The organism is Paraburkholderia sp. BL21I4N1, from assembly GCF_002973525.1.
In the GTDB taxonomy this organism is placed as follows: Bacteria; Pseudomonadota; Gammaproteobacteria; order Burkholderiales; family Burkholderiaceae; genus Paraburkholderia.
The window spans coordinates 119,175-131,295 of sequence record NZ_PVEN01000016.1; the positions used below are offsets into that span (position 1 = coordinate 119,175).

At 64.1% G+C, this 12,121-nt stretch carries 11 protein-coding genes; 2 read left to right on the forward strand and 9 right to left on the reverse strand.

The genetic code is table 11. The features are described 5' to 3' along the window. Positions 1–2: 2 nt before the first annotated feature. Entirely contained in the window at positions 3–761 is a 759-nt protein-coding gene (locus B0G83_RS30075; protein ID WP_105511022.1) for an SDR family oxidoreductase, read from the forward strand. Positions 762–828: 67 nt separating this feature from the next. On the opposite strand, the gene B0G83_RS30080 is transcribed toward B0G83_RS30075, so the two are convergent. The 5 genes from B0G83_RS30080 to B0G83_RS30100 all read right to left on the reverse strand — a co-directional run bounded on the left by B0G83_RS30080 (position 829) and on the right by B0G83_RS30100 (position 6,944). Continuing rightward, positions 829–1,575: a winged helix-turn-helix domain-containing protein gene (locus tag B0G83_RS30080; RefSeq protein WP_105511023.1), complete on the reverse strand. Its 747-nt coding sequence runs from the start codon at positions 1,573–1,575 to the stop codon at positions 829–831. A 491-nt stretch (positions 1,576–2,066) separates the two neighbouring features. After that, the gene (locus B0G83_RS30085; protein ID WP_105511024.1) at positions 2,067–2,975 is read right to left on the reverse strand and encodes an NAD(P)-dependent oxidoreductase; all 909 of its coding nucleotides are present in this window, start codon (positions 2,973–2,975) and stop codon (positions 2,067–2,069) included. Beyond that, positions 2,972–4,699 carry a dihydroxy-acid dehydratase gene (gene ilvD, locus B0G83_RS30090; protein ID WP_105511025.1) on the reverse strand — a complete coding sequence of 576 codons (1,728 nt, stop codon included), beginning with the start codon at positions 4,697–4,699 and terminating at the stop codon, positions 2,972–2,974. Before ilvD ends, B0G83_RS30085 begins: the two co-directional genes overlap by 4 nt. 108 nt (positions 4,700–4,807) lie before the next feature. Further along, the gene (locus B0G83_RS30095; protein ID WP_105511026.1) at positions 4,808–5,587 is read right to left on the reverse strand and encodes an SDR family NAD(P)-dependent oxidoreductase; all 780 of its coding nucleotides are present in this window, start codon (positions 5,585–5,587) and stop codon (positions 4,808–4,810) included. A gap of 10 nt (positions 5,588–5,597) precedes the next feature. Further along, a complete protein-coding gene (locus tag B0G83_RS30100) occupies positions 5,598–6,944 on the reverse strand; it encodes an MFS transporter (RefSeq protein ID WP_105511027.1) in 1,347 nt (448 codons plus the stop codon). Between the two features lie 229 nt (positions 6,945–7,173). Between B0G83_RS30100 and B0G83_RS30105 the strand changes: the two genes are divergently transcribed. Further along, on the forward strand, positions 7,174–8,145 hold the full coding sequence (locus B0G83_RS30105) for a LysR family transcriptional regulator (protein ID WP_105511028.1): 972 nt from the start codon (positions 7,174–7,176) through the stop codon (positions 8,143–8,145). 121 nt (positions 8,146–8,266) lie between these two features. Here the strand turns inward: B0G83_RS30105 and B0G83_RS30110 are convergent, their stop codons facing one another. The 4 genes from B0G83_RS30110 to B0G83_RS30125 all read right to left on the reverse strand — a co-directional run bounded on the left by B0G83_RS30110 (position 8,267) and on the right by B0G83_RS30125 (position 12,091). Beyond that, positions 8,267–9,433 (reverse strand): porin, encoded by a 1,167-nt coding sequence (locus tag B0G83_RS30110; RefSeq protein WP_105511029.1) that lies wholly within the window; start codon positions 9,431–9,433, stop codon positions 8,267–8,269. A gap of 131 nt (positions 9,434–9,564) precedes the next feature. Next, entirely contained in the window at positions 9,565–10,416 is an 852-nt protein-coding gene (locus B0G83_RS30115; protein ID WP_105511030.1) for a class II glutamine amidotransferase, read from the reverse strand. 316 nt (positions 10,417–10,732) lie between these two features. Beyond that, positions 10,733–11,098: a response regulator gene (locus B0G83_RS30120; protein WP_035560669.1), complete on the reverse strand. Its 366-nt coding sequence runs from the start codon at positions 11,096–11,098 to the stop codon at positions 10,733–10,735. 21 nt (positions 11,099–11,119) lie between these two features. Next, complete coding sequence (locus B0G83_RS30125) at positions 11,120–12,091, reverse strand: chemotaxis protein CheX (protein WP_105511031.1); 972 nt, start codon at positions 12,089–12,091, stop codon at positions 11,120–11,122. Positions 12,092–12,121: the final 30 nt, after the last annotated feature.

Genomic DNA, 12,121 nt, shown 5'->3' on the forward strand with positions numbered 1-12,121 from the left:
ACATGACTCCCTCTTCTCCGATTCGCGCGATCGTCACCGGCCACACGCGCGGTCTGGGCGCCGCGCTCGCCGAGCAACTGCTCGCGCGCAACGTCGCGGTGCTGGGCCTGTCCCGCTCGCGTCACGCTACACTCAAGGCCCGCTTTCCCACGCAGCTCGAAGAAATCGAATTGACGTTGGACGACCCCGCGCGCGTCGCGCAATGGATCGCGACCGACGCGCTGCATGCTTTCCTGAAAGGCGCGCAAACGGTGCTGCTGATCAACAACGCGGGCATGGTGCAGCCCATCGGACCGATCGAAGGCCAGGACCCGACGGCGATTGCCAGCGCGGTGAGCCTGAACGTCGCGACCCCGCTGATGCTGGCGAGCGCACTCGCGGCAGCCAGCAACGACGCCGCCGACCGGCGCATCGTCCATATTTCGAGCGGCGCGGCGCGCAATGCGTATCCTGGCTGGAGCATCTACTGCGCAACCAAGGCCGCGCTCGATCACCACGCGCGCGCCGTCGCGCTCGACGCGAATCGCGCGCTGCGGATCTGCAGCCTCGCGCCGGGCGTGATCGATACGAATATGCAGGCAGAGATTCGCGGCAGCGGCACCGAGCAGTTCCCGCTGCGCGAAAAGTTCGAAGACCTCAAGCGCAACGGCCAGCTTGCGACGCCGGAACAGTGCGCAACCCAGTTGCTCGATTACGCACTGGGCGACAGCTTCGGCGACACGCCGGTCGCCGACATTCGCGAGATCGCGAAGGCGGTCTGACGCGCGCCGTCGGAGCTCCCGAAAACACTCACCTTTGAGCGGATTCTGGCGCGGCCAGACACCCGCTTCACACGCCGGGCGCGACCATCGCGCCGCGCTCGGCCGCACCGATCTCACCGTGCGGCACGAACACATAGCCGCGCCCCCACACCGTTTGCACGTAACGCGGTTCGGAAGGATCCATCTCGATCAACCGACGCAACCGCCAGATCGACACATCGAGACTGCGCCCTTGATGCACCACGCTGCTGCCGCGTAGTTGCTCGTTGAGTTGCACGCGCGTGAGCACAGTCATCGCGTGATTGACGAAGATCTTCAGCAACGCGAACTCGGAACTGCGCAGCGCGAAGCGCTCGTTATCGCGATGCAACTCGCGCGCGGAGAAGTTCAGCTCGCAGCGACCGAAGCGATAAGGCGGCCGCGTTTCCGGCGCGCCCGGCGCAAGCGCGCCGCGCCGTCGCAGCAGCACACGGATACGCGCGAGCAGTTCGGCCGGATCGGCGGGCTTGCTCATGAAATCGTCAGCGCCCAGTTCAAGGCCAATCACCCGATCGATCGCCTTGCTGCCCTCCGACAGCAGAATCACCGGCACGTCATTACCGCTCAGGCGCAGGTCGCGCAACACCGCCAACCCGTCGCCATGCGGCGCGGAGATGTCGAGCACCAGCAACGCCGGCCGCTCCATCTCGACCACGTGCTTGAGACCGATAACCGGGGGACGCGCGGACACCCCGCAGCCTTGCCCGCGCAACGATGCGCCCACCACGGCCGTCAAGCCGGCATCGGCGCCAACGAAAAGAATATGCTGACTCATCCAACTGATTCCAGGAGACGATCGTTTTTCAGAGACAGGGTTCGGCTTGCAGGTATAGCGAAGCCGCAGACTTTGTCGTCCGCGTCGCCATCTTCCCTGTATGCGGCTCATCTCAAAACGCGGAACAGCCCCCAAGGTTGGCAATTTCTTCCCAACTCTTTCAATCTGGAACGTGGTATGGGATTGCGCGCGTGCCGCGCGCCGATGTACAAGACATGCTCCCGAAAAACCTCACCTTTGATTCGGAGCGGCTGGGGCCAAGCGCAAGGTGGGGTTTACGTAGCTCCCGAAAACCCTCACCTTTCGAGCGTGGGGGCAGGGCGCAAAGGCATGCTGGGCGTGGCGCGAGGGGGCGGAAAGAGGCCACTCCCGCAAACCCTCACCTTTATAGGCGCTGGGGTAATTTGCATACCCAGGTAAGAAACCGCGACGGCAGCGGATGTTTGGCCGCCAGATGCTTCAGCGTGAACCACGGCCCATACCGTTTTCGCTCACGCCTCACTCATGGGTTGTTTGAGCAGAACGCGGACGATCTGCGAAATGTCCTCGTCGCCAAGTCCTTGCTCCACCGCTTCCTGCAATAGCTTGCGCACTTCGCCGACCGCTCGCAGCGGCGCATGCGATTCGCGCGCCAATTCGGCGACCGCGTCGAGATCCTTCAGCATGGTCCTGATCGTGCCCGACGGATTCGACGGTGGCGTGAGCATCCGCGGCAACAGGGTTTGCAGCGGCACCGAATCGGCCCAGCCGCCTTGCAATGCGGCGGCCATCGACGCCGCGTCGATACCCGTGCGTTGCGCGAGTACGCACGCTTCGGCAATACCCGCGATAGTCGTCGCGACGATCGCCTGATTGGCGAGTTTGGTCGCCTGTCCGGCACCGCTCGCACCCATGCGCGTCACACGCGAGGCATACGCGCGCAGCAACGGCTCGACGGCGGCGATCTCCATCGCGTCGCCGCCGCATAGGATGGCGAGCGTGCCCGCCGCGGCGCCTGCCGTGCCGCCCGACACCGGCGCATCGATCCACGCGCCGCCGGTCAACTCATGCCATCGCTGCGCAAACTGCCGTGACTGTTTGGGTGCGATGGTCGAGTGATCGATCAGAAAGCGTGGCGCGCGAGCCGCCCGCGCGAGTCCTTCGGCGCCGAACACGACCTCTTCGACGGCGCGCGCATCGCCGAGGCACAGCATCACCACGTCGCTGCGCGCGGCCAACAGCATGGGTGAGTCATCGACTACCGCGCCATGCGCCTCAAGGTGCGCCAACTTCGCCGCCGAGCGGTTCCACACGCGCAACGCATGGCCGGCCGCGAGCAGTCGCCAGGCCATCGGTTCGCCCATCTTGCCGATTCCGCAGAAGCCGACGCGCGGCGCTTCAGGCAAACCGTCATGGCTCATGCCTCCTCCTCGCCGATCGACGCCTCATACGGCCACTCGACCGCGCCCGAATGCGTCACCGCGCCGAGATTCGCCGGCCGCACCAGCGCTTCGTATTTCTCCAGCACGCCGCCCAGATGTCCGCGCGTGAAGGGCATCGCCTCCGCGCTGCGACGGGCGAGTTCCGCTTCGCTCAGCTCGACGTCGAGCGTGCCTTTGTGCGCGTCGATATGAATCCGGTCACCGTCTTTCAGCAAACGAATCGGGCCGCCGGCGGCTGCCTCCGGCCCGACGTAGCCGATGCACATGCCCCGCGTCGCACCGGAAAAGCGGCCGTCGGTCAACAACGCGACTTTCTCGCCCATGCCCTGCCCGTAGATCGCCGCCGTCACGCTGAGCATCTCGCGCATGCCGGGACCGCCCTTCGGCCCTTCGTTGCGGATCACCAGCACGTCGCCTTCCCGATAGGTGCGCTTCGAGACGACCGACATGCATGCTTCTTCGGTTTCGAACACGCGCGCGGTGCCGCTGAAGACCAGTGATTTCAATCCTGCGGTTTTCAGACAGGCGCCGTCCGGTGCGAGGTTACCGCGCAGGACAACCAGCCCCGCGTTCTCGCTCAACGGCTCGTTGTGCGCACGCACGACGCGGCCATCCGGACCCGCGAAAGCCTTCAACGCGACGTCGAGCGTTTCGCCGGTTTGCGTCAGCGTATCGCCGTGCAGATAGCCGCCGGCAAGCAACGCGTTCAAGACGGCCGGCACGCCGCCGACGTGGTACAGATCGAGCGCGAGATAGCGGCCGCCCGGCTGCAGATCGCCGATCAACGGTGTGCGCGCGAGCACCTCGGAAACGTCGTCGAGCGTAAAGCGGATCCCTGCTTCATGCGCGATCGCCGGAATATGCAGCGCGGCATTGGTCGAACCACCGGTCGCCGCGACCGCGGCGCATGCATTCTCCAGGCTCTTGCGCGTGACCAGATCGCGCGGCAGCGGACCGCCGTGCTTCAGCGTGTTCATCACCGTTTCGCCGGCGCGGCGCGCAATCGCAATGCGCTCGCTATACACGGCCGGCACCATCGCCGAACCGAGCGGCGCGAGACCGAGCGTTTCGGCCACCATCGCCATGGTGTTCGCGGTGAACTGGCCCGGGCACGAACCCGCGCCCGGCGTGCAGCGTTTTTCGATGCCGCGCAGCGTGTCGAGCGATAGGTCACCGCGTTGCGCCGCGCCCACGGCTTCGATCGCGGTCAGAATCGTGGCCTGTGTGCCGTCCGGCGCGATGCCCGGCAACATCGTGCCGCCGAACAGAAACACGCCTGGCACGTTGACCCGCACCATGCCCATCAGAATGCCGGGCAACGTCTTGTCGCAACCGGCCACGCCGACGAACGCGTCATAGCAATGCGCGCGCACGAACACCTCGACGCTATCTGCAATGATCTCGCGCGACACAAGGCTAAAGCGCATGCCGGAATGATTCATGGACGTGCCATCCGACACCGAAATCGCCGATCCGCGAATCGGCACGCCGCCGCCTGCTGCCACGCCGAGTCGAACGTTGTCGGAGACCGCGGCGAGCGACATCGAGCACGGTGTGTTTTCGCCGAACGTATCGACGATCGCGACGAACGGTTTCTCGATCGCGGCATCGTCCATGCCGGTCGCGCGCAGAAACGCGCGATGCGGCGTGCGCGTGACGCCTTCGGTCACGGTACGCGAGCGGTGTTTGTGGAGATTGCTCATGGTGGGTCCTGTGCGTGTGTTGGGCGGTACGGAGCTGTGCGGTTCGGTGCGTTGCGGTGGGCCTAGGCCGCCGTCGCTTCAACCGGTTTCAACCGGTTTCAACCGGCTTCAGCCGTTCAACAGCAAGCCGTTCTCCGCAGCGATCACCTGGCCGGTCATCGCCGGTGCATGCGCAACGATGAACCATGCGAGGTCCGCGATCTCGCCGGGCTGCGACACGCGCTTGAGCGGCGCGACCTCGGTCATGCTGTCGACGATCTTCGCGTAGGCCGCTTCACCGAGCACGCGGCGCGGCAAGCCGTCGTCCACCATGCCTGGGGCCAGCGCATTCACGCGAATATGGGGCGCCAGATTTCGGGCCAACGAGAGCGTCAGCGCGTTGACGGCGCCCTTCGACGCCGCGTAGGCGATGGACGACCCCGTGCCGTTCAGCGAGGCCAGCGACGAGATATTGATCACCGACGTGCTGTGCGACGAAGTCGACGATTCGCGCAGCACGGGCACCGCGGCACGCGTCATCTGAAACATGCCGATCAGGTTCACCCGATACACGCGCTCGAACTCCATGTCGTCGACGGCAGCGAGATCGCCGTGCGGGATAAAACGCGTCGTCCCCGCGCAGTTGATCAACGCGTCGACGCGCCGCCACTGCTTCGCCACCGTACCGATGGCCTTCACACAGTCGGCGTCGGAACCCACGTCGGCGTCGAAGATCAGCGTCTCGGCGCCGAGCCGTCGGCATTGCGCTTCGACGGCCAAGGCGGCGTCGCGCGTGCTGTCGTCGAAATTACCCAGCGCCACCGCCCAGCCGGCGCCCGCGAAGCGCAACGCGGTCGCCGCGCCGATACCGGTCGCCGCACCGGTGACCATACAAACCTGCTGCGTCATCCTGCTCCCCTCATGCTGACTTGCGCGCGGCCGGCATGGCCAGCACGATCACCGCCGCCAGCACCAGCGCGCAGGCGAGCACGATCATGCCGGGCAGCAAGGTGCCGGTCGCGTCTTTCAGAAATCCAATGACATACGGGCTCACGAAGCCCGCCAGATTGCCGGTGCAGTTGATCACCGCGATCGCCGCTGCCGCGCCCACGCCGCCCATTAGCGCAGTGGGGATGCCCCAGAACACCGGCGCGATCGAATTGATGCCGATGGCCGCGACCACAAGCGCCACCATGGAAAGCCACACGTGCTGGCCGAGCAGTACCGACGCCAGCATGCCGGCCGCCCCGAGCACCGCGCACACCGCGACGTGGAAACGCCGCTCGTCGTGTTTATCGGCGTGGCGTGCAATCAGGATCATCGCGACCGCGCTGATCAGCGACGGCACCGCCGACAGCAAGCCGATATTCGCCACGCTGACGACACCGCTCGCGCGGATCATCGTCGGCAGCCAAAAGACGAGGCCGTAGTTGCCCATCGCAATGCAGAAGTACAACAGGCCGAGCAGCCACACTTTCGGGTTGGTGAACGCGCCGCGCACCGTTTGATGCGCACGGGTCTGCGCATCGGCATCGAGATCGCGCGCGAGCAGCGCTTTCTCGTCTTTCGACAGCCAGCTTACCGACTCGATACGGTCGTGCAGTACGAAGAACGCCACAATGCCGACCACGAGCGAGGCAATCCCTTCGATCAGGAACAACCACTTCCAGCCGGCCAATCCGTGCACGCCCGCCAGTTGCTGCATGATCCAGCCCGACACCGGACCGCCGATCGCACCCGATACCGGAATCGCCGCCATGAAGAGCGCAATGATCTGCGAGCGCCGGCTCGACGGGAACCAGGTGGACAGGTACAGCACGATGCCCGGAAAGAAGCCGGCTTCGGCCACGCCAAGCAAAAAGCGCAGCACGTAGAACGACGTGACGCCGCTCGCGAACATGGTCAGACACGACACGATCGACCACGTCACCATGATTCGCGCGATCCAGACCCGCGCGCCGACGCGATGCAGGATCAGGTTGCTCGGCACCTCGAAGATGAAATAGCCGAGAAAGAAAATGCCCGCGCCCGCGCCATACACCGTTTCGCTCAACGAGAGATCGGTGAGCATCTGCAATTTGGCGAAGCTCACGTTCACGCGATCGATATACGCGACGATGAACGCGAGAAACAGAAACGGCACGATGCGCCACGCGAGCTTGCGATAGAGCGCCGCGCGTTCCGCGGATTCGACGGGTTCGCCGGTTCCGCCGGTTTCTGCTGGCGAGGCGGGCCGTGCGACGCCGCCGTAGAGGGGGGTGCTCATGCTTGTCTCCTTCCGCGCGCTTGGTGGCGCGCTGTGGTCGCGGCTTGCGGTGCATGAGGCGACTCCGGTTATACCCTGAGTCATGCGGCCGGTGCGTAGCTGCTATGCTCGACCCGCCCGCTTCACGCCCAACCGTCCTGCCGATAGTGAAGCGTAGCCGCGTTACACAGCGCGCTGCAAATCACCGTTTCGGCGTGGGTCATTACCGTTTAGTTATGTTTATGAGGCAATCCGGGTGGCAACCCCTGAAAACGACGCAATCGACCGCTTCTTCCGCAGCGGTCTGAAACTGCCGCATTTGCGAATACTGGTGAGTCTTGCCGAGCTTGGCCAGGTCACCCGCGTGGCGGCGGCGTTTCACGTGACGCAGCCGGCCATCTCCAAGCAGATCGGTGAAATCGAGGAAGCGTTGGGCGTGCCCGTCGCGAAGCGAGTGGGCAATGCGGTCGAGCTGACTGGCATCGGCAACGTGATGGCCGCGCGCGGCCGCGAGATTCTGCGGCATATCGAACTGGCACGCCGCGACGTCAGCGCGTTGACCACCGGCACGGCCGGTCACGTTCGCTTCGGCGCGGTCACGACGATTCCGCAGCCGTTGATCGCGCACGCGGTCGAACTGTTCATGCGACGTGCGCCGACCGCGACGCTGTCGTTCGTCGAAACGACGCTCGACAAGCTGGTCAGGATGCTCGACGAAGGCGAGCTCGATCTTGCGTTAGGACGCAATCGCATCGCCGACAATCAGGACGTGCTGAGCCAGCAGACGCTGCATCGCGAGCCGTTCGTGTTCGTGGTGGGCGCGAGTCATCCGCTCGGCAAGGTCGATCTGCCGGTGAGCTGGAACGATCTGCGCTCAGTGCGTTGGATCACGCCGTTGCGCGGCTCGCCCGCCTTTGCGACGCTCGTCGAAGCGCTCGCCGCGCAGGGCATCGCACTCGATCGCGGTGCGCTCGAATCCAGTTCGTTGACGTTGAATCTGTCGCTGCTAATTCGCGGGGACTTCGTGTCGATCCTGCCGCTCTCGGTCGCGCGGCATCACGTGAGCCGTGGACGCATGCGCGTGCTGCCGCTCGCGCCGCTCGAACCGCTGGGTGAAGTGGTGCTGGTGTGGCGCGCGGATACGTCGGCGCCGGCAGCGGATCTGTTCAGCGACTGCTTGCGGGAATCGTCGTCGGAATTGCTGGAGGGTGAGGCGGAATGACGTGACGAACTCACGGATGGCGTGAAACCCGTCAGCTCCCGAATATCCTCACCTTTGGACCTGATGAGGACATTCGCGAGCCCAGCCGCCATGGCGACGGCCGGTGCGTTTATGCAAACAATCAGAACTTGTGACGGATGCCGACCACGGCCAGCTCCTGGCTGCTGGTGCCCGAGTTGACACCGAAACTGCCAATCGACGCCTGCGCGCTCACCACCTTGCCGCTCGCGTTCAACGTGTTGCCGCTCGCCTTCTGGTAGCCCGCCAGCGCATACAGATCGGTGCGCTTGGACAGCGCGTAGTCCGCGCCGAGGTTGACCTGGTTGTAATGCGCCGAGCTCGGTCCCGTCAGCGACGTGTAGTTGTAGCCGACACCCGTGCGCAACGCCGGTGTGATCTGGTAGTTGAAGAACACCGAGCCGTTGTTGAACTTCGCCGTGCTGTGATACGCGGAGAAGGCGTCGGTGGCGTACTGCGTGTTCGAATACGCGAGACCGACCGTTGCCGCGCCGATCACATACTGTCCACCCACCCGCACGATCTGAATCGACTTCGCGCTCGCAAAGCCCGAGTTGATCACCGTGTTGAACAGCGTGTCGGAGCTGCTGGTCCACGTCCGCACGTTGCCTGTCGTCGTATTGCCGCCGTTGGCGTAGAAGTAACCGGCGCCCAGCGACAACGGACCATTCGCATAGGCCGCGCCGAAGCTGTAGGTCTGACCGTTGCCGCTCGCGCCCGCCACGCCGCCCACGCCATACAGCGCCTCGACCTGGAAGCCGGCGAACAGGGGGCTCACGTACTTGATCGAGTTGCTGACGCGCAAGCTGTTGTCGTAGTTGTCCAGGTCGCCCGGCGAGGCGAAGGTGCCGCCGAAGTAGTTGTCTTCAGTGAGGCCTTGAACCAGATCGACGATCGGATCGTATTGGCGACCCAACGTGACCGTACCCAAGGTGCTGCTCGACAGACCGACCACCGACTTGCGCCCGAATTCGCGGCTGCCCTGGCCCAGCGTGCCCGTACCGAGGTTGTAGCCGTTCTCGATCTGGAACACCGCGGCGAGACCGCCGCCCAGATCCTCCGTGCCCTTGAGGCCCCAGCGGCTGCCGGAGACGTTGCCGCTACTGAATTTCACTAGCGACGACTGATTCTGGCCGTTCGCGCCTTGTGCGTTGTGGACGTAAGCGATACCGGCATCGGCGATGCCGTACAGCGTGACGCTGCTTTGTGCCTGAGCGCCGGCAGCCAAAAGGAGACCGGCGGGCAATGCGAGGAGAGTAAGACGCTTCATGGTTCGTGTGTTCCCGTATCGATGTTGTATTTGTTTAAAACTGGCGAAACGATACGAGACGAGCCGGCGTCGGCAAACCAACTAAATCTTCGAAGAATATGAAAACGACAGTGGCGTGACCTGACGTGACATCAAGCCGGCACGGCGGACTGTTCGGAGAGCGCGTATTTCGACGTGGCAAGCACGTCGGCGGGCACGGCGACGTGTGCGCGACGCAACAACGCGCCGCTGCGGAACATCAGCAGATCGCCTGGCTGGCAGGCGGTCCACACTTCGTCGGTCAACGGCGTGGTGGCGATCACCGCGGTGCGATCGGCCGGCGTGCCGCGCTCGGCGAAATCCACGCTCAGATCGCCGTCGACCAGCCGTGCGCTCGAAAACGGCCAATGACGAATCACGTACGAGAGCCGCGTCGAGCAGTAGGCGAATTGCGCTTGGCCGTTCGACAACACGAAGTTGAAAATGCCGAAGGTGTTCAGCGTGCGGGTCGCCTGTTCGATGACGTTGAACAGGGCATCGATGTCGTCGTTCGCGTCCGTGTTCGCGGCGAAATACGCGTGGAGGCGGTTCATGATGAAGCAGAACGCGGCTTCGCTATCGGTCGTGCCGACCGGCGCATACGGACCGAATTCCGCTTCGCCGAGCGGCCGCAAGTCGCCGTTATGCGCGAACACCCATTGCTGGCCGCGCAATTCGCGCATGAACGGATGGCAGTTCTCGACGCGCGCGCCACCTTGCGTCGCCTTGCGAATATGCGCGACGACATTGCGTGACTTGATCGGATAGCTTTTCAGGAAGGCCGCAACCGGCGACTGATACGCCGGCTTTTCGTCGACGAACACGCGGCACGCGCGATCTTCGTAGAACGCCACGCCCCAGCCGTCGACATGATGGTCGGTGAGCCCGCCGCGTGCGGCGAAACCCGTCAGCGAAAAACTGACGTCGGTGGGTTCGGCGCAGCTCAGGGCGAGCAGTTGGCACATGTCGGGCCTCGCCTTAAGCGGCCTGCGCCAGCAGACGCATGGGCATCAGCACGGGCAAGGGCAAGGACACGAGCACACGCTCACGCACGAACAAGGCGACCGCGTCCGCCGTTAAGGCGCCAGCACTGCCTGAAGGTATCGCGGCCATCACTCGTCATCCCGGGTCGTTCATAGTCATTGGGAGACTAGCGTGTTTCAACCGCCACCGTTATAGCGAATCGTGCTTTGCAAATCACGGGCGAGCGGCTCCCGAAAAGCCTCACCTTTGGCCAAACTCACCGCCGTGGCCAAGCATTGACCGCCGCCCTTACCGCCTTCAGCTCGCCAGCTTGCGGAACGTTTCCAGCACCGCGTCGCCCTTGAACGGCTTGACGATCCAACCCTTGACGCCAGCCGCCTTGCCGCGCTCCTTCATGGCCGGACTGCTTTCCGTCGTCAGCATGATCACGTTGACGGACGTATTCGCAAGCTCGCCGCGAATCTTTTCGACCATCGTCAGGCCGTCCATGTTCGGCATGTTGACGTCGCTGATCACCAGCTTGATGCCGGGGCTGGCCTTCAACTTGGCGAGGCCGTCCTTGCCGTCCACGGCCGTATCGACGTCCAGGCCGTTCTTTTTCAGAAAGCCGGCCACTTCGTCGCGCACCGTGCTCGAGTCATCCACCACCAGAATTTTCGACATGATTTTTTCCTATGACAACAATCAGAACAGATCCAGTTCGCCCGCTTCGACCATGGCGCCGACGTCGTCCGCGACTTCCTTGAAGTCTTCCGGCGACCAGCTCAGGCTGAACACAAAACGTTGATGCAGCTTGACCGAGCGGCCCGATTGCGGGTCCTTCAGCCAGTACATGAAGCACAGTTGCGGATTGCCGCTGCCGAACGAGATATACCGGTGCTTGTGATTCACCAGCAGCGGCACCTGCACCTGGCTGCGCTGCCAGGCGTCCGCGTCGCCGACATAGCGGTTCTTGAACGAACCCCAGATCAGGTTCGTCACCTCACCGAGCACGCCGTTCAGATCGCGGAAGTCCGCTTCGCCGTCCGGCGCCTGGTCGACCATCCGGTAGCGATCGAGCAGGTCGAGGATCGGCGCCTCTTCGGCCTGCATCATCATGTAGCCGCGACACCACGCGCTCTCCAGCGGAATCAGGCTGAACACTTCGCCGAAGATGATGCGGTCGCGCACGATATACGGCGTGTCGCACGTAATGACGAGGTCCTTGAACACGTCGCCGAGAATCGCCTGGGTCATGTCGGCGATACCGCGCACCAGCGCGTTCGGATAGTCCAGACTGAAAATGTATTCGTCGATCACCTGGCGCAACGGCGCCATGTCGTGCCCGACATAGACGGCGCAGACCACGCGGCGCAGGCTCTCGGGCAGGCTGTCGACGCTCGCGTCGCTATCGCGCCGCATGATGATCGGCAGTTCGGGACGCACGGCGTTGATCCGGATCGCGATCTCGGCACTGGCTTCGAGCGAACCGCCGTAGCTCTCGGAGAACAGTACCGCGCCCAGATCGATATTCGAGCGCAGCACGGACTGCAGCCGGCTCTTGCCGACTTTCACGCCGACCAGATTGTTCTCGTCGCAAAACCGCTTCAGCGCTTCTTTGTGCAGCTGCGAGTCGTCCAGCACCAGCACCTTGCTGACCGGCTTGTTCATGTTCATGTCGCGTTCCTGCTCACTACGGCGAATCGC